A 22635-nucleotide genomic window follows, 5' to 3' on the forward strand; every position below is an offset into this window, starting at 1 on the left:
CGGGGGATGGCGCAGACCTTCACTTCTCTTTCGGCCCCGCAGGTCATGCTGTGGGGCCTGCTGTTCTTCGGCGGCATCTACCTGGGTTTCGGCGCGCTCACCTGGCTGCTCACGAAGCGCGTGCTGCCGGCGCTGGGCATCGGGCGCGCGCTCGATCCGCGGCCGCTGCAGCCCGGCCAGCTGCGGCGCGAGCTCACGCAGTCGGGCATCTCGGTGCTGATCTTCGGGCTGGGCATGGTGTTTCCGTGGGGGCTGCTGCAGCTGGGCTGGGCGCGGCTGGAGCCCGACGCGGGCTGGCGCCGCATTGGCATCGAGATCCTCGTGCTCGCGGTGTGGAACGACGTGCATTTCTGGCTCAACCACCGGCTGCTGCACACGCGCTGGCTGCGGCGTTTTCATGGGCCGCACCATCGCTCGTTCGTGACCACGCCGTGGGCCACCTACAGCTTTCACCCGATCGAGGCGCTGATGCTCGGCAACGTGATCCTGCTGCCGATGGTGCTGCACGACTTCAGCTTCTGGTCGCTGGCGTCGGTGCCGGTGTTCAGCCTGTTCTTCAACTGCGTCGGGCATTCGAACTACGACTTCGTGCCCGGCGTGTCGTACAGCCACTGGTTCGCCGCGAGCCGCCGGCACCATCTGCACCATGCCGTGCACAACGGCAACTACGGCTTCCAGTTCACCTTCATGGACCGGCTGTTCCGCACGCGCATCGCGGCCGACGCGGCCGAGCCGCTGTTCCAGGCTTTTCGAAAGAAGCATGGCGCCACGACGGCCTGACGCGCGCCATCGGCTGCCGCGGCTGCGCCACTGGCGCGACTGGCAAAGCCTGGCGTACCTCGTCGCCTTGCCCGCGCTGGCGGCGTGGCAGTGGGTGCACGGTTTCCAGGTGGTGCTGTATGCGCTGATGCTGTTCCTCACGCTCGGCATCGGCGTGATCCATCACAACCACGTGCACCTGCGCATGTGGCGCGGTCGGCGCATGAACCGGCTGACCGACTTCTGGATCACGCTGCTGCAGGGCCACCCGACCTTCGTCTTCTGGCCCGCGCATGTGGCCAACCACCATCGCCATCGCCATGGGCCGAAGGATGTGGCGCGCACCTACCGCTTCGGCGGCGACACCAACCACCTGTGGGGCTACCTGCTGCATCCGTTCCAGGCCGTGTGGGTGCTGATGCCGCTGTTCGTCGGCTGGCTCGCGCGCCTGCACCGGCACCACCGCGGCGCCTGGCGCTATTGCATGGCGCAGTACGCGCTGTGGCTGGCCAGCTGGACCGTGCTGCTGGCGATCGACTGGCGCAAGGCATTGCTGTTCGTGATCGTGCCGCAGCTGCACGGCCTGCATTGGCTGCTGGCCACCAACTACCTGCAGCACGCGCACGCCGACGGACGCAAGACGCCGCGCAAGGAGGCATCCGGCGATACCCGCGGTAGCCAGCTGAACTACGCACGCAATTTCGAGGGGCTGGTGAACCCCTTGCTGTTCAACATCGGCCTGCACACCGCACACCACGAGAACCCGCATGCCCATTGGTCCGAGCTCACGCACCTGCATCACACGCGCTACCGCGCGCAGGTGGCACCCGCGCTCAACGAGGGCGGGCTGGTGCCGTACATGGTGCGCGTCTTCGTGCTGGGGATCGTGTGGCCGCGTTTTCGCAGCCGCTCGCTGATGCCTCCCGATTCACCCATCTCCTGAACCCATGCCCGTTTCATTCCAACGCGTGTACCTCGAAAGCGCCGGCTATTTCATGCCCGGCGAGCCTGTTCCCAACGACCGCATGGACGCGTACATCGCGCCGCTCAACCGCATGTCGGAGCGCATCAAGCGCCGCATCCTGGCCGAGAACGGCATCCTCACGCGGCACTACGCGATCGACGAAGAAGGCGTGACACGCCACACCAACGCGCAGCTGGCGGCCGGCGCGATCCGCGACTGCCTGCAGCGCGGCGGCGCCGAGCTGTCGCGCGTGTCGCTGCTGGCCAGCGGCTCCTCGGGCGGCGACACGTTGATGCCCGGCTTCGCCAACATGATCCAGGGCGAGCTGGCGGCGCAGCCGATGGAGACGCATTCGGTGCACGGCATCTGCGCGGCCGGCGTGTCGGCGATCCAGACGGCGGCGCAGGGCATCGAGCTGGGCGCGCACCGTTCGGCGCTGGCGGTGGCCAGCGAAATGCCGTCGCGCCTGTTCAAGCGCTCGCGCTTTGCCGCGCGCGGCTACGAGACCGATTTCGACTCGCACTTCCTGCGCTGGATGCTGTCCGATGGCGCGGGCGCGCTGCTGCTGTCCGACGGCACGCCCGCGCTGGCCGGCAAGCCGGGGCTGCGCCTGAAGCTGAAGTGGGTGCACCAGCGCGCCTTTTCGGGCGACTACCCGGTGTGCATGCAGCTGGGCCTCACCGAAGACCGCGCGCGCGGGCATCTCGATTTCGGCTCGTGGGCCGAGGCCGAGGCGGCCGGCGCGTTGTCGCTGCGCCAGGACATCCGGCTCTTGCCGCACCTGTTCGACATCGGCATCCACGAGTACGCCGGCCTGGTGCGCGACGGCTGGGTCGATCCGAAGCGGGTCGACCATTTTCTGTGCCACTACTCGTCGGAAAAATTCATCCCGGTGGTCGAAGACCTGATGGCCAAGGCTGACCTGGCGATTCCGCGCGAACGCTGGTGGAGCAACCTCGCGTGGCGCGGCAACACGGGCGCGGCGTCGATCCTCGTGATGCTGGCGGAGTTCCTGCACACCAAGACGCTGAAGCCGGGCGAGCAGATCTTCTGCTACGTGCCGGAGTCGGGGCGCTTCATGGCGGCGTACATGCTGCTCGAGGTCGAGGCCGTCGATGCGGCGCCCGTCGTGATCGCGCCGCGCGCGGCGGCGGTGGCGCCCGACGACGACCTCGTCATTGCGCCGCCGCACGACCCGGCCGCTGCGCCCGAGGGTCTGGGCGCCTTGCTGACCGAGCTGGCCGCCATCTGGCACGACTACCGCTCGCGCGTGTGGCGCACGCCGCTGATCCGCCAGATCCGCGAGCGCCGCTTTGCCGTGCCCGACTACCTGAACTGGATGGAGCAGTGGGTGCCGCAGGTGCGCGAAGGCAGCCTGTGGATGCGTGAAGGCGCTGCCTCGCTGAGCGAGCCGTACCGCATGCTGTCGTCGCTGATCGACGTGCACGCGGGCGAGGAGCAGAACGACTTCAACATCCTCTTCAGCGACTACCGCAAGGCCGGCGGCACGGTCGAATCGATCGACGAACTGCGCCGCAACCCCGGCGGCGAGGCGCTCAACGCCTACCTGCACGGCCTGGCCGCCACGCGCGACCCGATCGGCCTTCTGGGCGCGATCTACATCATCGAAGGCACAGGCCAGCGCATCGTGCCGGCGCTGCTGCCGCTGCTGAAAGCCAGCCTGAAGCTGCCGCCCGACGCCTTCCGTTTCCTCGAGTACCACGGCCACAACGACGAGCACCACCTGAACCGCTGGCTGGCCGCGGTCGAGATGGTGATGGCCGTGGAAGGACAGGCCCGCGCCGCTCGCCAGATTGCCGACACCGCGCGCCACACGGCGGCGCTGTATCTGATGCAGTTCCAGCACATCACCGAACGAATGCCCCATGGATCGAACCCCTGAATTCCTGAAGCAGGCGCACGACGAGCGCGACCCCAGCCCGTGGCTGGCGCTGTACCTCGACCAGAGCACGCCGCTGCCCGACGACGTGAAGGCCGCGTGGCTGGCCGATTCGAGCTCGGCCTCGCGCCAGTACCTGCTGCCGTTCCTGCGGCCGATTGCGCGGCTGACGATCATCCTGATCCAGATCGTGAAGGTGTTCGTGCCGCGCAACTGGTCGCACTCGGTGCTGCTGCACCGCTTTCTGGCGTGGGGGCTCAAGCGCTTCGTGTCGCCCGAGGCGAACTGGCTGATCCTGCGGCACTTTCACCTGGGCTCGCAGGTGCTGGCCTTCATCGGGCGCAACTCGCCCGCGCCCGTGGGCACGTCGCCGCTGGAACCGGCCGACATCGACGCGCTGAAGGACGAGATGTTCCTGAAGCACGACCTGAATTTGTTCAACTTTGTGATCCGGCTGAATACGGCGCTGCGCGACAAGGGGCTGGCGCTGTGCAAGGCCGAGCAGGTCGATTTCTCGATGATCCAGCCGCCGGCGTTGCGGCTGGAAGACATGCCCCAGGGCAAGCTCAATTTTCTCGACCTGCAAAGCGCCATCGAGCTGTTCACGCCGCTGTACCAGCTGATGCTGACCGACAACGATTTCTGGCGCGCCGCCAACTCCTTGCAACTGGACGAAACCATCGGCATCTACGCGGCGACGATCCTGAACGCGCCGGAGCACCTGATCCTGGTCAACAACAAGCATCCGCTGGTGCCGCTGTCGACCCTGCGGGCCGGGCACCGGCTGGTGATCCACGGCCTGTCGACCGAAATGCTTCACAGCCTGCTCCAACGCATGCGAGCGGCGCAGGAGGCCATGACGGCAGAGACACTTCCGCGCGACCCGCCCCTTGCATAGGGGTATGCTGTCCCCACATGCAAACCATGAACACGACCCGAAATCCGTCTCCCAAGACCGATCTGGCAGTGACCCACGTGCTGGCTCAACTGCTGGAGAGGCTCGAGCACAGCGCCGTGCCGGTTGGTGCCGAGCAGTACCGCTCGGTGGTCGAGCACCTGGTGCATGAATTCGAAGACGTCGAGCCCGGTGCCGAATTGGGCCAGTTGCTCGATGCCTATCCGGCCGCCTCCGAGGTCTACGAAAATATGAATTACCAGCACGCCGGCCTTTGCCGCTCGGCGCTGGACGTTTCCCTGGCCGCCGAAGGCGCAGCCAGGGAAGCCATTGCCCGCGCCATGCGCGGTGACGAATCGAACAAGGACAAGATGCATGGCCAAGGGTGAAGTGAAAACGGCAGTGGTGGCGGACGGGCTGCGCTACAAATCGAAGGCGCCGGGTTCGCCGTTCCGCGCCTCGGCGTCGTTCAGCGGGGCCACGATGTCCTGCTTCATGTGCGGCAAGCACCGCGTGCGTTCGCAGTTGCGCACGCGCCAGGTGCTGGGCAAGTCGCAGACCGTCTGCGCGCCTTCGTGCAAGGCGCTCGACGAGGCCCTCGAGGCCGAAGCATCGTCGAGCTGAGCGCCTAGCACGGCGCCGCGTCGCGTTGGCGACATGGCCTCATCGGCATGTCGTCGATTGCCTTCCATCCCGGTCGCAATCGATATACAGTTGGACACAAATGATGCAAGTAATTGCATTTAATCTAAAGTTCTAATTTGTAGCCGATGACCACTCAAATCCAGCAAGAAGGCGATCGGTGCCCCGCAGCGGGCGTGGATTTTTCTCTGCGTGGAGGGCCTGAGCTGTGAACAAGCCACGTCACGTCGTCATGCAGGTCGTCAAGCGCTCGTCCGGCAGCGCCACGCATCATGTCGAATTCCTCATGGACGACAACTTCGCCGAGCGCCTGCGCCAATTGCGCTCGCTGGTGCCGCCGCTGGGAGCCCTCAACAAGCAACGCGACCTCGTGATCGACAAGGTGCGCGTGCGCCTGCCCAACGCCATCTGGCGCTCGGGCAACGAGATCGCGATCGACGGCGGGGTGGACGGCTCCTGCATCGTGATTGCGGCCGAGGGCTCGTTCAACTGCGGCGGCAAGGACCGCCGCACGCGCGAAAAGCTCGTGACCTACAACTTCTCGATCGCGCGCCTGATCGAGCTGCACAGCGAGCGCCCCGAAGGCGAAACGCTCTACATCCGCGACGGTGTGTTCGCCAACGACGAACCGGCCGAATCGCCGGCAGGGCGCTGGGTGGCCTCGATGCACGAACTCGAAGTGGTGATGCGCGTGCCCGATGCGCCGTCCGATTTCGACACGCTGCACGACCTCACGTTGCGCGCCGACGGGCAGCCGACGCAGGCGGGCGCGTTGAGCCCGCACCGCGCCAGCATCTACTGACGAACTCAGGCCGACGTGGCTGCAGGCGCGCCCACGGGCGTGAACTGCGCGCCGTTGTCGGCCAGCCAGCGCGCCGAGAGGCTGCTGTCCTGCTGGTCGGGGTGGAAGTCGCTGCGCAGGTACTGGCGCCAGCCCGCGAGATTGCCCCGCAGCAGGCCGCCGCGGCCCAGCAGGATGCGCGCGGCGCTCTTCCAGGTGGCCCACTTCCACAATTGCTTTTCATGCCGCAGGTTGTCGACCGTCTGGCGCATCAGGTCGCCGAGGAACATCACCGTCACGCGGCGGAACCAGCGCGTGCGCCATTCGTCGGAGCCGCCCGCGGCCTTGTAGATGTCGAAGGCGACGCTCTTGTGCTCCAGCTCTTCCGCGCTGTGCCACAGCCACATCGTGCGCAGCCGGGGCTCGGCGCCATCGAGGATCTCGGGGCGGGCCAGCAGCCACTCGGCGAACATGGCCGTGAAGTGCTCGGTAGCGGCCGTCACGGCCAGCGCGTGGCGCGGATCGGCGCCGTCCATCAGTTCCATGCGCTGGCTGGCGCGCGCGGTCCAGCGATCGACCAGGCCTTGTCGCTCGAGGTGCGCGTTGAACAGCGAATGGATGCGCCGGTGCGTCGCCTCCTGGCCGATGAAGCCGCGCACGTCGGCGCGGTAGCGCTCCTGCACCTCGGGCGGCAGCGTGGCCATGGCATCGCGCACGGCGTCGATGAAGAACTGCTCGCCGAAGGGGAAGCTCATCGACAAGGCGTTGAAGAAAGCCGTCGAAAAGGCATCGCCGCCGCACCAGTCGCGCGAGAAGGGCGGTTGCAGGTCGATCAGCAGGCGGCGGACTACGAGTTCGGTCATGGGAAGGCAATTCCTGAGGTCGTGGGCACAAAGGTTGGTACAGATCCGTACCGCGTGCCGCCATGGTGCAATTGTGAACTGGTACTGTCAAGTACCAAGGCGTAGGAAAATGAATCGCACATGACTGCCAGCATCGACAAAACCGCCACGCCCGATGCCGCCGAAGGCGCGCCCAGCGAGCACTACGCGCGGCTGCTCCAGGGCATGGCGCATGCCGTGGCGGCCAAGGGCTACGCCGACACCACCATTGCCGACATCGTGCGCGAGGCCGCCGTGTCGCGGCGCACGTTCTACGAGCACTTCAGCACCAAGACCGAGTGCCTGATCGCGCTGTACGAAACGGCCAGCCGGCTCGGCCTGCAGGCCGTGAGCGAGGCCTTCGACCCGGCCCAGCCCTGGCACACGCAGGTGGAGCAGGCGATGACCGCCTACATGGACTACCTCGCGCAAGACCCGGTGCTGCTGCGCACGCTGTTCGTCGAGATCCTCGGGCTCGGTCTGCCGGGCCTGGCGGCGCGGCGGCGCGTGAACGGCGAGATCGCCAACTTCATCCAGGTGGCGATCAACAGCAGCGATTCAGGCGAGGTGCCCGCGGCGCACATGAGCAGCCAGATGGCGATGACGGTGGTGGGCGGCATCAACGAACTGGTGCTGCAGGCCATCGAGCAGGACCGCGTGGGTGACCTGCGCGAGCTGGTGGCACCGGCCACGCGGCTGGTGCGCGCCGTGGCGGCGGACAGCCGACGCTAGTCGCGTTCGTTGTGGCGCGGCGTGGCCGCAGCCCACAGCACGAGCAGCCCCACCACCACCATCGCCGCGAGTGCCCCGAGGTACGGCAGCACGTCGTGCAGCGGCGCCCCCATCTGGTTGAGCCGCAACGAAGCCTGGATGCCCGCCGTGCTCGGGAACAGCCAGCGCAGCGCCTGCAGCGGCGCGGGCAGGGCCTCGACGGGCCATGAGAAGCCCGAGAGAAAAGCCATCGGCAGCGCAGTGAAGAGCAGCACCTGCAGTGCGCGCTCGCGGTCGCGGAACCAGCAGCCCAGCAGCAGGCCGAGCACGCAGATCGCCGGCACGTAGAACAGCAGCAGCACCAGCGCACCGAACGGATTGCCGCCGCGCGGGTAGTCCTGCAGGAAGAACACCCAGCCGAAATAGAACAGGCCGCTCAGCACGCCGAAGCCCGACAGCGCGCCCAGCCGCCCCAGCCACGCGCCCATGCCGGCGCGCAGCCGGCCGGCCTCGGCCCAGGTGCCGGCCAGCATCGCGGCGCCCATCAGCAGCGTCTGCTGCAGGATCAGCAGTGCCACCGCCGGCACCACGTAGCTGCCGTAGCCCTCGGTAGGATTGAACAGCGCCACCAGCTGCGTGTTGAGCGGGCTGCGGCTGCGCGCGGCTTGCACCGCGCTCTGGCCGCCGGCCTGCAGCTTGCGGATCTCGACACCGGCCGACACCGTGCCCACCGCCTCCGAGAAGCCGTACAGCACCGCCTTGTTCAGCAGCGCGTAGGCGCCGTTGCCCTCGATGCTCACCACCGCCGGCGTACCGCGCAGCACGTTGCGCTTGAGGTCCTTTGGCAGCAGCGCATAGCCTTCGATCTCGCCGCGCCACAGCGCCTGCTGCGCCTCGTGCACGTCGGACGTGACCATGCGCACATCCAGCCGCGGGCTGGCCATGGCGAAGCGCGCGATCTGCCGCGACAGCCCGCTGTGGTCCTGGTCGACCACCGCCACCGGCACCCGCGTGACGGCCTGCGTGCCGTAGGGCCACGGGTAGAAGAAGCCGTAGATGATGGGCGCGAGCAGCATGATCAGCAGCACGCCCTTGTCGCGCAGCACGCCGAGCGCGGTGTCGCGCCAGGCGGCGGCGAAGCCCTGGATGCGCGCGCTCATCAGCGGCCTCCCCACGTCTCGGGCGCCGCGGCCGCGCGCACCAGCAGTGTGGCCGACACGGCCAGCAGCACCGCGGTGCCCACCACCATCCACAGCGGCGTGGCGGCCGAGTAGGCCAGGGGCGCGCCCATCTGCAGCTGCTCCATCTGCACGCGGATGTAGTGCGTGTAGGGCAGCAGGCCGGCCCATAGCTGTGCGAGCACCGGCATGGCGACCAGCGGAAAACCCACGCCGCCGAACGCGAAGGCCGGCGCGGTGATGAAGCCGGTGGCTGACAGCGCGGTGCGCAGCGAGCGCGTGAGGCTGGCCACGAAGGCGCCGAGCGCGATCGACAGCGCCAGGAACACCATCAGCGCGAACAGCGTCCATCCCACCGAGCCGACCGGGTGCCAGCCGCGGCCTGCCGTGATCCACAGCATGGCGGCCAGGCCCACCGCCGACAGGCTCGCGAACGGCAGCGCCAGCTTGCCCGCCAGCGCGGCCAGCGCCTCGGGCCAGCGCGGCGCGGCGCCGAGCCAGCCGCCCAGGCTGCGGTCGCGCAGCTCGCGGCCCACGGCCCAGGCGCCGGCCGTCATCGCGAGGATGTGCAGCAGCGCCGGAATGAGCGCGGCACCGAGAAACTGCTCGTAGTCGGTCGAGGTGTTGAACAGCGCCACCATGCTGGCCTTGACCGGGTCCATGCTGACGCGCGCGGCCTTCATCGACTCGCCGCGCTTGTTGCGCACCGCGAGTTCGACGCCGGCCGACACCGTGGCGACGGCGGTGCGCACGTCGCGCTGGATCAGGCTCGAATGCGTACCCAGCTGCGCGTTGTGCAGCAGCACGACCTGCCCGACGCGGCCCTGCTTGACGTCGCGGCTCAGTTCGCGCGGCAGCTGCACCGCCGCGTCGACGGCGCCGCTGGTGAGCGCGCGCTGCATCTCGCCTTCGTCGGCGTACTGCTGCGCCACGCGCAGGCCGGGCGTGGCGTCCAGGAAGCGCACCAGCTGGCGCGAGAGGGCGGAGTGGTCCTGGTCGAGCACGCCGATCGGCAGGCGCTCGGGCAGGCCGGCCGAGAAGACCCACCAGATCAGGAACACCGCGAGCAGCGGCACCCACGAGATCATGGCCAGATCCCACGGACGCGTGCGCAGCAGCGCGAATTCGCGCCGGGCGCTGGCGGTGGAAAAGCCGCGCAGGCTCATGACGGGTGCGGCGTCAGTCGACCAGAACGCTCATGCCGGGGCGCGCGCCTTCGATCGGCTTGAGCGGCCGGGCGCGGACCTCGAAGGTGCGCACGTCGAAGCCGGCGCCGCCGCGCGTGGCGCGCCAGGTGGCGAAGTCGGGCAGCACGCCGCTGTAGTAGACCTTGAAGCGGGCGGTGCGCCGGTCCTCGGGCAGGGCGGGCAGGCGGGCGTCGAATTCCTTGTCGAGCGCGAAGCGGGCCAGCCGGTCTTCGCGCACGTTGAGCACCACCCACTGGTCGTTCAGGTCGACCACCGTGACCACGGCCACGCCCTGCGGCGAGAGTTCGCCGACTTTGGCGAGCACCTTGGCCACTTCGCCGGCGACCGGGCTGCGCAGCTCGGTCTCGGCCTTGGCGGCTTCCACCTCGGCGACCACGCCGGCCACCTGCCGCGCCTGTGCGTTGGCGGCGGCCTTGTCCTCGGGGCGGGCGCCGGTGCGCGCCATGTCGTACTGCGCCTTGGCCGCCACGGCGGCGTCGCGCGAGGCCTTCCAGTTGGCTTCGGCTTCGTCGCGCTTCTGGTCGGCCACGAGGCCGTCGCGCGCCAGGCCGTCGACACGGCGGAACGAGGTCTGTGCGAGCTGGGCGGCGGTTTCGGCGCGCTGCCACTGCATGCGCGCCATTTCGATTTCTTGCGGGCGGGCGCCGTTCTGCGCCTTGTCGGCCACGGCCTGCGCGGCCTGTTCGGCGGCGGTGGCCTGCGCCAGCTTGGCGCGCACCTCGGGGCTGTCCATGCGCACCAGCAGGGCGCCGGCCTGGATGCGGTCGCCTTCCTTCACGGCCACTTCGGCGATGCGGGCCGTGACCTTGCCGGCCACGTCGGTTTCGCGCGCTTCCATCTGGCCCTGGAACACCTCGGGCGCCGGCTGCGCGGCGCGCCAGAAGCCCCAGGCGAGCAGCACCAGCACGAGCAGTGCGGCGGCGATGGCGATCAGTCGGCGGGTCTTGGCACTCATCATGGTCAGTTCACCTTCACGTCGGCGCGCGCGATGTAGTCGGAAAAAGTCTCGGACAGGCCCGCGCTCTCGAGCAGCTGCGCGAGCGCCTGCACGTAGTCGTTGGCGGCCTGCGCGCGTTCGGTCAGCACCTTGGCCTGGTTGGTCTCGGCGTCGATCAGGTCGAGCGTGGTGCTGGTGCCTTCGCGCAGCCCGGCGGTGCGCAGCTTGACCACCTCTTGTGCAAGCTCGACCGAGACCTTCATCTCGAGGTACTGGCGGCGCGCGTTGTCCAGCGCGCGCCAGTTGCGTTCGACCAGCAGCGAGATGTCGCTGCGCGCCTGCAGGTCGGTGCGCTCGGCCTGTTCGACCTGCTTGTGCGAGGCGGCCGACAGTGCGTTGCGGTCGACCGAGTCGTACAGCGTCCAGCGCACGCCGAGGCCGGCCACCCAGTCGGCGTTGCCGCTCTTGATCTCGCGCGTGCCGAAGGCGATCACCTGCGGGCGGCGCAGGGCTTCTTCGCCCTCGTGCAGCTGCTCGGCCTGCGCCTTCTTGGCTGCGACCTTGCCCAGACCCGGATGCCGCGTGAGCGCCGCATCGATGAAGTGGCCGAGCGGTTCGATCGGCGCGCTGATGAGGAACAGCGGCGTCTGCGGCGTGACGCTGCCCTCGGCGCGCACCGTGCGCGCCAGGGCCACGCCCGCCAGCGCGGCGTCGTTCTCGGCTTTGCGGGCGTTGCGGCGCGCTTCTTCGTACGCGGCACTGGCCTGCAGCCGCTCGACACGCGAAATGATGCCGGCCGCGAGCATCTTCTGCGCGGCCGCGTCGTGTTGTGCGATGGTGCGCTCGGCCTGCAGGCGCAGCGTGGCGGCGCGCTGCGCGAGCTGGGCGCCGAAGTAGCGCTGCACCAGCAGCGTGTCGACCTCGTGGCCGGCCTGTTCGGCGTCGGCCTGGGCCTCGCGCGCCTGCGCCGAGACGAAGCCGCGCACCGCGTCGGTCGCGCCGCCCAGGTAGAGCGGCCACACGGCCGACACCGAGGCGTTGGCGCCGGTGTCGTGGCGGTTCAGCGTGTAGCTGTTGGGCAGCTGCGGAATCGGCACGCGCGAGACGAAGCTCTGGATCGACGGCGGCAGCGACGAGCCGATCTGGCCGAGCTTCTGGTTGAGCGGGTCGAGGTCGAGGTTCAGGTTCGCGTTGTACGCATAGGCCAGCCCCGAGATGCTGACCACCGGCCCGCCCAGGCGCTTGACGCCTTCGCTCTGCAGTTCCTTGGCCTCGACGGCGATGCGCGCGGCGGCCAGCTTGTCGGAGCGCTCGACCATGCGCTGGCGCGCGGCGTCGAAGCTCAGCGCCAGCGTGCTGGTGGTGTCGCCGCGGGCCTGCTGCTGCGCGAAAGCCGCGCCGCCGAGGAAGGCCGGCAAGAGCAGCAGGGACGGAAGAAGGGCGAGGCGAGGTCGTGTCATCGGCATCAGGCGGTCTTGTGCAGCAGGGCGTCGAGCTCCTGCTGCAGGATCACGGGAAAGGCGGCCTGCACCGCCCCGGTGGCCAGCGGCCGTGCTTTCTCGAGCAGCTGCGCGGCGCGGCCGGCGTCGAGGGTGTCGCCGGAGAGCAGGCTGTCGGCCAGCGTACGCAGCCAGCGCCGCGCCACGGTGCGCAGCGTGCGCACCATGGTTTCCTGCATGCCGATGACCGCTTCGAGCGGCAGGCCGAGCGCGGCCAGCTGTTCGGCGACCTGGCCGAGCGCCGGGCTCAGCACCTGCACCTGGCCGTCGGGCAGTTCGCGCATGAGGCCGGCGCGGGTGGCGCGGCCGAGCAGGGCGGGCGTCATCTGGCCTTGCCACTTGGTGGCCAGCGCCTGGGCCGACACCACCACGGGCGTTTCTTCGGCGAACAGGCTGCCCGACACCGAGCGGGCCACGGCCAGCAGGTCGGGCCAGGTGGAGGCCGGCGCGCGCGTGAAGATGCGGCGGATCGCCTCGATGCCGAAGCCCTGTTCGCGCAGTTCGCGGATCAGCGCCAGGCGTTGGACGTGGTCGGCGCCGTACAGGCCGAGCCGGCCCTGCAGCCGCGGCGGCGGCAGCAGGCCGCCCGTGGTGTAGGCGCGGATGTTGCGCACCGTGACGCCCGTGCGCGCCGCCAGGGCCTCGATGGAGAGGTCCTGCGGGGCCGTGGAATCGGGTGTGGCGGCGGATGCGTTCATGTGACAGTCTCAATGTTACATCGAAAATGTTGCATAAAACCAGCCCGGATCGCGCGGTCCGGGCGGGGCATCCTCAGCCCGGCTTGCGCTGCGCCGGGTCGTAGAAGAACTGTTCTTCGGCGATGCGCTCGCCGTCCCAGCGCTGCCAGGCGATCTCTTCCATGCGCATGCGCCCGCCGCCCTTGAACGTGAACTCGAAGATCCAGTGGATGCCGACGTGGTCGCCGTTCACCAGCACCGGCCGCACGCAGGTCGATGCCACCGACTCGGTGCGCGCGAGCACGGCGCTTTCCTGCGCGACCAGCGTGCTGCGCCCGCGCCGCGGCTCGGCCTGGTTCTCGCGCATCGTGGCGTCTTCGGTGTAGAAATCTTCGATGACCTGGGCATGCGCGCCGCCTTCGACGGCGGCAATGAAGGCTTCGAGCCGGGCGGGCGTGGGCATGTCAGGACTTCACTTTCACTTCGACGCGGCGTGCTTCCGAGGCCGGGCCATCGGCCTGCGACTGCTCGGGCTTGGCAAGTTCGATCTTGTCCTCGGGCGCGCCCGCCGCCTTGATGGCGTCGCGCACGGCCATGGCGCGCTGCTTGGCCAGCTCGGCGTTCTTGGCCGGGTCGCCGCTGGCGTCGTGGTAGCCGCTCACCAGCACGGTGCTGCCGCTCTGCACGGCCTTGATGACCTCGGACAGCGCCTCCTTGGCGTTGGGCGCGACCTCGGCGCTGGCGCTCGCGAAGTAGAACTTCACGATGCCGTTTTCGACCTTCACCGCGGCGGCTTCGGTGGCCCCCACGGCCGCCGAGGCGAGGGTGGCGGCCGGCGTGGCCGCCGGCGCCATCGCGGCGGGTGCGGTGGCTGCAGGCGGCGTCTCGACCTTGGTCGGCACGGCCGCTGCCGCATCGCCGGCGTGGAACTTGACCACCAGCGGCACGATCAGCAGCGCCACGATGTTGATGATCTTGATCAGCGGGTTCACCGCCGGGCCGGCCGTGTCCTTGTAGGGGTCGCCCACGGTGTCGCCGGTGACGGCCGCCTTGTGCGCCTCGGAGCCCTTGCCGCCGTGGTGGCCGTCTTCGATGTACTTCTTGGCGTTGTCCCACGCACCGCCGCCCGTGCACATGCTGATGGCGACGAACAGGCCGGTGACGATGGTGCCCATCAGCAGGCCGCCCAGCGCCTTCGGTCCCAGTACCAGGCCGACCAGGATCGGCACCACCACCGGCAGCAGCGAGGGGATCATCATTTCCTTGATGGCCGCGCCGGTCAGCATGCCCACGGCCTTGCCGTACTCGGGCTTGCCGGTGCCTTCCATGATCCCGGGGATCTCGCGGAACTGGCGGCGCACTTCTTCCACCACCGCACCGGCCGCGCGGCCCACGGCTTCCATGGCCATCGCGCCGAAGAGGTAGGGGATCAGGCCGCCGATGAACAGGCCCACGATCACCATCGGGTCGCTCAGGTTGAAGCTGATGTTCAGCCCGAAGCTCTCCAGCTTGTGGGTGTAGTCGGCAAAGAGCACCAGCGAGGCCAGGCCGGCCGAGCCGATCGCGTAGCCCTTGGTCACGGCCTTGGTGGTGTTGCCCACCGCGTCCAGCGGGTCGGTGATGTCGCGCACGCTGGCGGGCAACTCGCTCATCTCGGCGATGCCGCCGGCGTTGTCGGTGATGGGGCCGTAGGCGTCCAGCGCCACCACGATGCCGGCCATGCTCAGCATCGACGTCGCGGCCACCGCGATGCCGTACAGGCCCGCGAGGGCGTAGGAGGCCAGGATCGCGATGCACACGAAGATCACCGGCCATGCCGTCGAACGCATCGACACGCCCAGGCCCGCGATGATGTTGGTGCCGTGGCCGGTGGTCGACGCTTGCGCGATGTGCTGCACGGGCTTGTACTGCGTGCCGGTGTAGTACTCGGTGACCCACACCAGCGCGGCCGTGAGCGCCAGGCCCACGAAGCAGGCGCCGAACAGCTTCAGCTGGCTGCCGCTCGCGGCAATGGCGTTGTCCGGAATGATCCAGCTGGTCACGAACCAGAACGCGATCAGCGACAGGATGCCCGCCACCGCCAGGCCCTTGTAGAGCGCCGGCATCACGTTGACCATGCCCGGCGAGGCCTTCACGAAGAAGCAGCCGATGATCGACGCGATGATCGACACGCCGCCCAGCGCCAGCGGGTACAGCACCGCGTCCAGCGGGGCCGCCGTGACCATCAGCGCGCCCAGCACCATGGTGGCGATGAGCGTCACCGCGTAGGTCTCGAACAGGTCGGCCGCCATGCCGGCGCAGTCGCCGACGTTGTCGCCCACGTTGTCGGCGATCACCGCCGGGTTGCGTGGGTCGTCTTCCGGAATGCCGGCTTCGACCTTGCCCACCAGGTCGGCGCCGACGTCAGCGCCCTTGGTGAAGATGCCGCCGCCCAGGCGCGCGAAGATCGAGATCAGCGAGGAGCCGAAGGCAAAGCCGATCAGCGGATTGAGGATGGCTGCAAGGCTGTGGTCCGCCTTCGGCGCGCTGCCGGCCAGGAACCAGTAGAAGCCCGTCACGCCCAAGAGGCCCAGGCCCACCACCAGCATGCCGGTGATGGCGCCGCCGCGAAACGCCACGTCGAGCGCCGGGCCGATGCCCTGGGTCGCGGCTTGCGCCGTGCGCACGTTGGCGCGCACCGACACGTTCATGCCGATGAAGCCGCAGGCGCCCGAGAGCACCGCGCCGACCACGAAGCCGGCGGCCGTGGTCAGGTCGAGGAAGAGGGCGATGAGCACCGCGAGCACCACGCCGACCACCGCGATGGTGGTGTACTGCTTGGCGAGGTAGGCCGAGGCGCCAGCCTGGATGGCCGCGGCGATTTCCTGCATCCGGGCGTTGCCCGGGTCCTTGGCGAGAATCCAACTTCGGGCCCAGAAACCGTAGCCCACGGCCACCAGGCCGCAGACGATGGCAAGAATCAGGGGGGTGTTGCCGCTCATGCTTTGCTTCTCCATTCGTTCGTTGTGACTTGTGGAGACGGACAGCCTGGGCCCTGCGCGCAACGCGTACGGGACCATGTTCTCCGCCGCGTTGCTTCCTCGAAGCTCGCTGCACCGAAGGTGCGGAGCCGATTGGCCAACGCTTGCAATTTACAGGCAAAAACACACACGCGTGCGACCGGCCCGTGACACGGAAAGTAAACTCCGGGTTTGTCCCCATCCGTCTCATACTTTTCAACTACTCGAAAAACGTCATGTCCTTCGACAAAGTCTCCCCCGGCAAGAACGTTCCCGACGCATTCAATGTCGTGATCGAAATCCCGATGAACGCCGACCCGATCAAGTACGAAGTCGACAAGGAATCGGGCGCGATCTTCGTGGACCGCTTCATGACGACGGCCATGTACTACCCCGCCAACTACGGCTACGTGCCGCAGACCCTGTCGGGCGACGGCGACCCGGTCGACGTGCTGGTGATCGCTCCGTACCCGCTGCTGCCGGGCGTGGTCGTGCCCTGCCGCCCCCTGGGCATCCTGATGATGGAAGACGAAGCCGGCGTCGACGGCAAGGTGCTGGCCGTGCCCACCGACAAGGTGCTGCCGATCTACAGCCACTGGAAGTCGGTCGACGACGTGAACCCGATGCGCCTGAAGGCCATCAGCCACTTCTTCGAGCACTACAAGGACCTGGAAGCCGGCAAGTGGGTCAAGGTGCTGGGCTGGGAAGGCATCGACGCCGCCAAGAAGGAAGTTCTCGACGGCATCGCCGCGTACAAGAAGTAATTTCTTTCGCTTGAAAGAAACGGCCTGGATGCTCCGGGCCGTCAGCCCCGGACCGCATCCCCGGCCAGCCGCATCCATTCGCGGTTGACGCCCCGCGCATGCGCGTTCCAGTGGCGCGCCGCCTGCTGCAGCTCGTTCCAATGGCGCTGCGCACCGGCGGTGTCGCCTTGCTGCGCCAGCCACGCGATGTAGCGGGCGCGCGTTTCCACCGTGTTGTAGGTGCTCAGCGCCGCCTCGAAGGCTTCGCGCGCTTCCGGCGTGCGGCCCTCGGCGGCCAGTGCGCGGGCGTTCAGTACGGCGACCTCGTCCTTGCGGTAGTCGTCGCGCGTGGCACGCAAGCTCTGCAGCGCCTGCGACGCTTCGCGGGCCGAGGCCGGGCTGCCTTCGGCGATAAGGGCGCTGGCCAGGCCGAACTGCAGCTCGGGGTCGGAGGCGAAGGGGCCTTTCAGTGCGTCGCGATAGTGCCCGACGGCATCGGCCGCCTGTCCACGGTCGAGCGCGGCCTTGGCCAGGCGCAGTTTGTTCTGCGCCGTGGGCGCGAGGTCGTAAGCCTCGGCGGCGGCGCGGTACTCGCGCTCGGGGTCGATGAAGCCGATGGCCGCGTTCGCCACCTTGCCCGCGGTGCGCTGCATGCGCGAGGCCGGCAAGTACTCGACCACGAAGTACACGATGCTGCCGAGCAGCGGAAAGCTGAAGAGGATGATGAGCCAGTACATCTGCTTGCCGTGGCGCATGGCATGCACGGCGAAGTACAGCGCGATGAGGATGTGCAGTCCCAGTCCGACGAATGGCATCGGTGCTCCCTGTGTGTTGTGGGTGGTTGTTTGAGTGCCGGGCGGCTTTATAGCAGCCCCCGGCGCTCCCGCGCCGCTCAGGTCGCTTTGAACGGGCTGCGTTCGCCGAGGTGGTCCATGTAGTTCTCGATGCCCGCGCCTTCGCGCTCGAGGAAGCGCTCGACGGCATCGGCGAACGACGGGTGCGCGAGCCAGTGGGCGCTGGTGGTGCGCACCGGCATCAGCGCGCGGGCCATCTTGTGCTCGCCCTGCGCGCCGCCTTCGAAGCGCACCGCGTTGTGCGCGATGCACCAGGCGATGGGCTGGTAGTAGCAGGCCTCGAAGTGCAGGCAATCGACGCGCTCCAGCGCGCCCCAGTAGCGGCCGTAGGCCACCAGCGGCTGGGCTTCATCGGTGGAGAGCGCGATCAGGCTGGTCGCGATGGGGCGCCCGTCGCGCTCCGCCACGAACAGCAGCCACGCCTCGGGCAACGTGTCGGCCATGCGCTGGAAGAAATCGCGCGTGAGGTAGGGCGGGTTGCCGTGCTCGCGGTAGGTGCGTTCGTAGCAGCGGTAGAAGAAATCCCAGTCGGCGGCGGCAATGTCGGTGCCGCGCGACCAGCGGAAGCTGACGCCGGCCTCGGCGACCTTGCGGCGCTCTTGGCGGATCTTCTTGCGCTTGTCGTGCGAGAGGCTTGCCAGGAATGCGTCGAAGTTGGTGTAGCCGGGTTGCGTGTTCGTCCAGTGGAACTGCACCGTGTGGCGCAGCATCAGCCCGGCTTCGGTGCACGCGGCGATGTCGGCGTCGGCGCCGAACAGCAGATGCAAAGACGAAAGTTCCTGTTCCTTGCAGACGGCCACCAGCGCCTGCACCAGCAGCGTGCGGCTTTGCGCGTCGCGTGCCAGCAGCCGGGCGCCGGGCACGGGCGTGAAGGGCGCTGCCACCACGGCCTTCGGGTAGTAGGCGAGCCCATGCTGCTCGTAGGCGTTGGCCCAGGCCCAGTCGAACACGTACTCGCCGTAGGAATGGTCCTTGAGGTAGAGCGCGCAGGCGGCTTCGAGCACCTCGCCGCGCCAGAGCGTGACGAACTGCGGTGTCCATCCGCGCTCGGGCGAGGCGCTGCCGCTGTCGTGCATCGCGGCGAGGTACTCGTGGCGCATGAAGGGCGAGGGTTCGGGCTGCGCGGCGAGCAGGGCGTTCCAGGCTTGCGGGTCGATGTCCGACGGCGACGCCAGAACCCGAATGACATAATCGTTCAAGCCTTTTTCTTCCTTCTGTATGACGCTCAAGCTCGCCATCGCGCAACTCAATTTTGTGGTGGGCGACCTCGTCGGCAATGCGCAGAAGATCGTCGGCGCCGCACGCGAGGCCTACGCGCAAGGCGCGCGCCTTCTGCTGACACCCGAACTCTCGATTGCCGGCTACGCGGCGGAGGACCTGTTCCTCCGTCCCGCCTTCACCGAAGCCTGTGATGATGCCGTGAAAGGCATCGCCGCCGCGCTGGCCGACCTCAAAGACATGGTCGTGGTGGTGGGGCATCCCAGCGGCGGCAGCCTGCGCAGCCGATCTGTGGCCGTGCAGCTGCGCCACAACGCGGCCAGCGTCATCAAGGAAGGCCGCATCCTCGAGACCTACGCCAAGCGCGAGCTGCCGAACTACCAGGTGTTCGACGAGCGCCGTTACTTCACGCCGGGGCAGGGCACCTGCGTGTTCGAGGCGGGCGGCGTGTCGGTGGGCCTGCTGATCTGCGAGGACGCCTGGTTCGACGCGCCGGCCGAGCTGGCGCGCGCCGGCGGCGCCGAGGTGCTGGCGGTGATCAACGCCTCGCCGTACCACGTCGGCAAGGAAGGCGAGCGTGTGGCGCGCATGGCCGACCGCGCACGCGCCGTGGGCCTGCCGCTGGTCTACGCACACTTGGTGGGCGGGCAGGACGAAGTGGTGTTCGACGGCGCCTCGTTCGCGCTGCAGGCCGACGGCGCGCTGGCCGCGCAGGCCGAGAGCTTTCGCGAGCGGCTGGTCTTCATGGAGCTCGCGCGCGGGGCGCAGGGCGGCGTCGCCGTCGTGGCCGACCCGTTAGCCATCGCCGCGCCGCGCGACGCCGAGGCGCAGCTGTGGGACGCGCTGGTGCTCGGCGTGCGCGACTACATCGGCAAGAACGGTTTTCCGGGCGCGATCCTGGGGCTGTCGGGCGGCATCGACTCGGCGCTGGTGCTCGCGATCGCGGTGGACGCGCTGGGCAAGGACAAGGTCCGCGCGGTGATGATGCCGTCGCCCTACACGGCCGACATCAGCTGGATCGACGCGCGCGACATGGCCGGCCGGCTGGGCGTGCGCTATGACGAGATTTCGATCAAGCACACCTTCGAGTCCTTCAAGGCCGCGCTGGCCGGGGAGTTCGCGGGCCGGCCGGAAGACACGGCCGAGGAGAATATCCAGGCCCGCATCCGCGGCACGCTGCTCATGGGGCTGTCGAACAAGTTCGGCGCCATCGTGCTGACCACCGGCAACAAGAGCGAGATGGCCACCGGCTACTGCACGCTCTACGGCGACATGGCGGGCGGCTTTGCGGTCATCAAGGACCTGCTCAAGACCACGGTGTTCGCGCTGGCGCGCTGGCGCAATGCCCACGACCCCTATGGCACCGGCGCGGCGCCGATTCCCGAGCGCATCATCACGCGGCCCCCGAGCGCCGAGTTGCGCCCCGACCAGACCGACCAGGACAGCCTGCCGCCCTACGATGTGCTGGACGGCATCCTGGCACGCTACATGCAGGACGATGAAGGCATCGACGAGATCATTGCCGCGGGCTACGACCGCGCGGTGGTCGAGCGGGTTGCGCGGCTCATCAGGATCAACGAGTACAAGCGGCGCCAGGCGCCCGTAGGCATCCGGGTCACCCACCGAAGCTTCGGCAAGGATTGGCGTTACCCTATCACCAGCAAGTTCAACGAAACCGCCGGAGCACAAAAACCATGAAGCAGATCACCGCCATCGTCAAACCCTTCAAGCTCGAGGACGTGCGCGAAGCCCTCGCCGAGGTGGGTGTCACCGGCCTCACGGTGACTGAGGTCAAGGGTTTCGGCCGCCAGAAGGGCCACACCGAGCTGTACCGCGGCGCCGAGTACGTGGTCGACTTCCTGCCTAAGATGAAGGTCGAAGTGGTCGTCAACGAGAGCGACGTGGAGCGCTGCATCGAGGCCATCGTGAGCTCGGCGCGCACCGGCAAGATCGGCGACGGCAAGATCTTCGTGACCGAGGTGGAGCGCATCGTGCGCATCCGCACCGGCGAAGAAAACGAAAACGCAGTCTAGAGCTCGCCCCCAGGCTGCGCGCACTTCGTGTCGTGCACTGCGTTCTCCCCCAGGCTACGCGACACTTCGTGTCGCTTCGCCAACCCCCTACCGGGGGCAACACCTGAGGCCCGGCGGAGCCGGTTCCTCGGTGTTCGCTGGAATGGGGCCCCGAGGCTCTTGGGGCTTTCGGGTCAGAGGTTTTCTGAGAGCTTGTCGTCGCGGGGGTGCAGGGGGACTTCGGCGCGCAGCGCGGTCAGCAGTTCGGGCACGTCGGTGCCGGTGCGCACCAGGTCCATCTGCCATTCGCCCATGAAGCCCTCGCGCACGCTGTGCGCCAGGAAGCTCAGCAGACCGTCGTAGTAGCCGGCGGTGTTGAGGATGCCGGTCGGCTTGTCGTGGTAGCCGAGCTGGCGCCAGGTCCAGATTTCGAACAGTTCTTCGAAGGTGCCGATGCCGCCCGCCATCGCGAGGAAGGCGTCGGCGCGCTCGCCCATCATGGCCTTGCGCTCGTGCATGGTGTCCACCACGTGCAGCTCGTCGCACAGGGGGTTGGCCAGTTCCTTGTCGACCAGGGCCTTGGGGATGATGCCGACGACACGGCCGCCGGCCTGGCGGGTGGCCTCGGCCACCGTGCCCATCAGGCCGGTGCGGCCGCCGCCGTAGACGAGCTGGCCATTGTGGCTGCCGATCCACTGGCCCACGGCCTGGGCGGCCTGGGAAAACTCGGGGCGCTCACCGGGGCGCGAGCCGCAATACACGCAAATCGAAAATTCAGGGGTCATCCTGCGATCATGCCGCAGGCGGCGGACCCGCTCATGACACGAAGCGTTGCCACAGGGCCGCGGCCCAGATGCCGCCGCACAGCGTGAGCGACAGCAGGACAGCGGCGCTGCCCATGTCCTTCGCGCGCTTGGAGAGGTCGTGCCATTCGGGGCCGATGCGGTCGATGGCGGCTTCCACCGCCGTATTGAGCAGCTCCACGATCATCACCAGGATGGCGCTGCCGGCGAGCAACGCCACCTCGACCCAGCTGCGCCCGAGCCAGAAGGCGGCCGGGATCATCAGCATCGACAGGATGGCTTCCTGGCGGAACGCCGGCTCGCTCCAGCCGGCGCGCAGGCCGTGCAGCGAGATCAGGGTGGCGTGCCAGACGCGCTCGAAGCCCTTGCGGGCCTTCTGCGGGTTCACGGCGGGGTCGGGCAGGGCACTCATTGGCGGCTCATCGGCTTGGAGGTGATGAGCCGCGTACCGGCCCAGGCGTCGTGCCAGAACTGGCGCTCGGGGTGAAAACGGGCCAGCAGCGCCCAGATGGCGACCCAGCCGAAGATCAGGACGGTCGATTCGCCGCCCGACAGCTTGAACGGGGCGATGGCGGCCAGCGGCGGCAGGAACCACACCCAGCTCAGCAGGTAGCGCGCCAGTGCGCGGCCCTGGCTGACGGGCCGGCCGTGGCGGTCGACGATGCGGATGTTCCAGGTCTTCATGGCCAGCGTCTGGCCCTTGGCCCAGAACCAGACGAAGTAGACGCCGAACACCACGAAGAGGAAGGCCTGCAGCAGGTGCCGCCGCTCGTCCATGGCGTCGCGCATCTGGCCCAGCGTGCTGAACAGCCAGCCGGACACGAAAACGACCGCGAACAGCAGCATGCCCTCATAGAGCCAGCAGGCCATGCGCCGCCACAGGCCAGGCACCGCGGGAGCGTTGGGGGTGGATGAAGAGGGCGAGGCCGATTGGCCGGGTCCCGAGGCCTCGGGCGAACTGGAAACCATCGAAA

The 22635-nt window shown here is 68.5% G+C and carries 24 protein-coding genes; 11 read left to right on the plus strand and 13 right to left on the minus strand.

Features of this window, described 5'->3' with window-relative positions; genetic code table 11:
- Positions 1-6: 6 nt before the first annotated feature.
- The 7 genes from AC57B8_RS23200 to AC57B8_RS23230 all read left to right on the plus strand — a co-directional run bounded on the left by AC57B8_RS23200 (position 7) and on the right by AC57B8_RS23230 (position 5962).
- Positions 7-780: a sterol desaturase family protein gene (locus tag AC57B8_RS23200; RefSeq protein WP_095950217.1), complete on the plus strand. Its 774-nt coding sequence runs from the start codon at positions 7-9 to the stop codon at positions 778-780.
- Positions 761-1702 carry a fatty acid desaturase family protein gene (locus AC57B8_RS23205; protein ID WP_496480881.1) on the plus strand — a complete coding sequence of 314 codons (942 nt, stop codon included), beginning with the start codon at positions 761-763 and terminating at the stop codon, positions 1700-1702. The genes AC57B8_RS23200 and AC57B8_RS23205 overlap by 20 nt, the downstream gene beginning before the upstream one ends.
- Positions 1703-1706: 4 nt before the next feature.
- Positions 1707-3626 (plus strand): iron-containing redox enzyme family protein, encoded by a 1920-nt coding sequence (locus AC57B8_RS23210; RefSeq protein ID WP_496480882.1) that lies wholly within the window; start codon positions 1707-1709, stop codon positions 3624-3626.
- Positions 3610-4521 carry a DUF6999 family protein gene (locus AC57B8_RS23215; protein ID WP_496480883.1) on the plus strand — a complete coding sequence of 304 codons (912 nt, stop codon included), beginning with the start codon at positions 3610-3612 and terminating at the stop codon, positions 4519-4521. Before AC57B8_RS23210 ends, AC57B8_RS23215 begins: the two co-directional genes overlap by 17 nt.
- A gap of 26 nt (positions 4522-4547) precedes the next feature.
- A complete protein-coding gene (locus AC57B8_RS23220) occupies positions 4548-4907 on the plus strand; it encodes a hypothetical protein (protein WP_370680636.1) in 360 nt (119 codons plus the stop codon).
- Positions 4894-5142 carry a hypothetical protein gene (locus AC57B8_RS23225; protein WP_056580179.1) on the plus strand — a complete coding sequence of 83 codons (249 nt, stop codon included), beginning with the start codon at positions 4894-4896 and terminating at the stop codon, positions 5140-5142. Before AC57B8_RS23220 ends, AC57B8_RS23225 begins: the two co-directional genes overlap by 14 nt.
- A 226-nt stretch (positions 5143-5368) precedes the next feature.
- Positions 5369-5962: a hypothetical protein gene (locus AC57B8_RS23230; protein ID WP_095950214.1), complete on the plus strand. Its 594-nt coding sequence runs from the start codon at positions 5369-5371 to the stop codon at positions 5960-5962.
- 5 nt (positions 5963-5967) lie between these two features.
- Here the strand turns inward: AC57B8_RS23230 and AC57B8_RS23235 are convergent, their stop codons facing one another.
- A complete protein-coding gene (locus AC57B8_RS23235; RefSeq protein WP_496480884.1) occupies positions 5968-6804 on the minus strand; it encodes a metal-dependent hydrolase in 837 nt (278 codons plus the stop codon).
- Positions 6805-6924: 120 nt separating this feature from the next.
- Between AC57B8_RS23235 and AC57B8_RS23240 the strand changes: the two genes are divergently transcribed.
- Positions 6925-7554, plus strand: a complete 630-nt coding sequence (locus AC57B8_RS23240; RefSeq protein ID WP_496480885.1) for a TetR/AcrR family transcriptional regulator — start codon at positions 6925-6927, stop codon at positions 7552-7554.
- Here the strand turns inward: AC57B8_RS23240 and AC57B8_RS23245 are convergent.
- The 7 genes from AC57B8_RS23245 to AC57B8_RS23275 all read right to left on the minus strand — a co-directional run bounded on the left by AC57B8_RS23245 (position 7551) and on the right by AC57B8_RS23275 (position 16013).
- The gene (locus tag AC57B8_RS23245) at positions 7551-8693 is read right to left on the minus strand and encodes an ABC transporter permease (RefSeq protein WP_496480886.1); all 1143 of its coding nucleotides are present in this window, start codon (positions 8691-8693) and stop codon (positions 7551-7553) included. The genes AC57B8_RS23240 and AC57B8_RS23245 overlap by 4 nt on opposite strands.
- On the minus strand, positions 8693-9877 hold the full coding sequence (locus AC57B8_RS23250) for an ABC transporter permease (RefSeq protein WP_496480887.1): 1185 nt from the start codon (positions 9875-9877) through the stop codon (positions 8693-8695). Before AC57B8_RS23250 ends, AC57B8_RS23245 begins: the two co-directional genes overlap by 1 nt.
- Positions 9878-9890: 13 nt before the next feature.
- The gene (locus AC57B8_RS23255; protein ID WP_139704104.1) at positions 9891-10877 is read right to left on the minus strand and encodes an HlyD family secretion protein; all 987 of its coding nucleotides are present in this window, start codon (positions 10875-10877) and stop codon (positions 9891-9893) included.
- 2 nt (positions 10878-10879) lie between these two features.
- On the minus strand, positions 10880-12316 hold the full coding sequence (locus AC57B8_RS23260; protein WP_496480888.1) for a TolC family protein: 1437 nt from the start codon (positions 12314-12316) through the stop codon (positions 10880-10882).
- Between the two features lie 5 nt (positions 12317-12321).
- Positions 12322-13053: a MerR family transcriptional regulator gene (locus tag AC57B8_RS23265; RefSeq protein WP_492683970.1), complete on the minus strand. Its 732-nt coding sequence runs from the start codon at positions 13051-13053 to the stop codon at positions 12322-12324.
- A 73-nt stretch (positions 13054-13126) separates the two neighbouring features.
- The gene (locus AC57B8_RS23270; protein WP_062481424.1) at positions 13127-13495 is read right to left on the minus strand and encodes a nuclear transport factor 2 family protein; all 369 of its coding nucleotides are present in this window, start codon (positions 13493-13495) and stop codon (positions 13127-13129) included.
- A gap of 1 nt (position 13496) precedes the next feature.
- Complete coding sequence (locus tag AC57B8_RS23275) at positions 13497-16013, minus strand: sodium-translocating pyrophosphatase (protein WP_496480889.1); 2517 nt, start codon at positions 16011-16013, stop codon at positions 13497-13499.
- A 254-nt stretch (positions 16014-16267) separates the two neighbouring features.
- On the opposite strand from AC57B8_RS23275, the gene ppa reads away from it, so the two are divergent.
- Positions 16268-16795 carry an inorganic diphosphatase gene (gene ppa, locus AC57B8_RS23280; RefSeq protein ID WP_007834256.1) on the plus strand — a complete coding sequence of 176 codons (528 nt, stop codon included), beginning with the start codon at positions 16268-16270 and terminating at the stop codon, positions 16793-16795.
- A 41-nt stretch (positions 16796-16836) separates the two neighbouring features.
- On the opposite strand, the gene AC57B8_RS23285 is transcribed toward ppa, so the two are convergent.
- Both AC57B8_RS23285 and AC57B8_RS23290 read right to left on the minus strand, forming a co-directional pair.
- Positions 16837-17589 (minus strand): hypothetical protein, encoded by a 753-nt coding sequence (locus AC57B8_RS23285; RefSeq protein WP_159271606.1) that lies wholly within the window; start codon positions 17587-17589, stop codon positions 16837-16839.
- Between the two features lie 77 nt (positions 17590-17666).
- Positions 17667-18827, minus strand: coding sequence for a GNAT family N-acetyltransferase (locus tag AC57B8_RS23290; protein ID WP_496480890.1), 1161 nt, complete (start codon positions 18825-18827; stop codon positions 17667-17669).
- 19 nt (positions 18828-18846) lie between these two features.
- Here AC57B8_RS23290 and AC57B8_RS23295 point away from each other — a divergent pair, with 19 nt between their 5' ends.
- Together AC57B8_RS23295 and AC57B8_RS23300 are read left to right on the plus strand one after the other, a co-directional pair.
- Entirely contained in the window at positions 18847-20544 is a 1698-nt protein-coding gene (locus tag AC57B8_RS23295; RefSeq protein WP_496480891.1) for an NAD+ synthase, read from the plus strand.
- Positions 20541-20879: a P-II family nitrogen regulator gene (locus AC57B8_RS23300; RefSeq protein WP_056580191.1), complete on the plus strand. Its 339-nt coding sequence runs from the start codon at positions 20541-20543 to the stop codon at positions 20877-20879. The genes AC57B8_RS23295 and AC57B8_RS23300 overlap by 4 nt, the downstream gene beginning before the upstream one ends.
- A gap of 173 nt (positions 20880-21052) precedes the next feature.
- Here AC57B8_RS23300 and AC57B8_RS23305 read toward each other — a convergent pair whose 3' ends face one another.
- From AC57B8_RS23305 to AC57B8_RS23315, 3 genes are read right to left on the minus strand one after another with little or no spacing between them, the layout of a single operon-like run.
- Entirely contained in the window at positions 21053-21643 is a 591-nt protein-coding gene (locus AC57B8_RS23305; RefSeq protein ID WP_070060919.1) for an LOG family protein, read from the minus strand.
- A gap of 31 nt (positions 21644-21674) precedes the next feature.
- The gene (locus AC57B8_RS23310) at positions 21675-22073 is read right to left on the minus strand and encodes a diacylglycerol kinase (RefSeq protein ID WP_062481435.1); all 399 of its coding nucleotides are present in this window, start codon (positions 22071-22073) and stop codon (positions 21675-21677) included.
- Complete coding sequence (locus AC57B8_RS23315) at positions 22070-22630, minus strand: RDD family protein (protein ID WP_159271609.1); 561 nt, start codon at positions 22628-22630, stop codon at positions 22070-22072. The genes AC57B8_RS23310 and AC57B8_RS23315 overlap by 4 nt, the downstream gene beginning before the upstream one ends.
- Positions 22631-22635 lie beyond the last annotated feature (5 nt).

Source organism: Variovorax sp. BGA-UO-ETr-C22 (assembly GCF_059567965.1).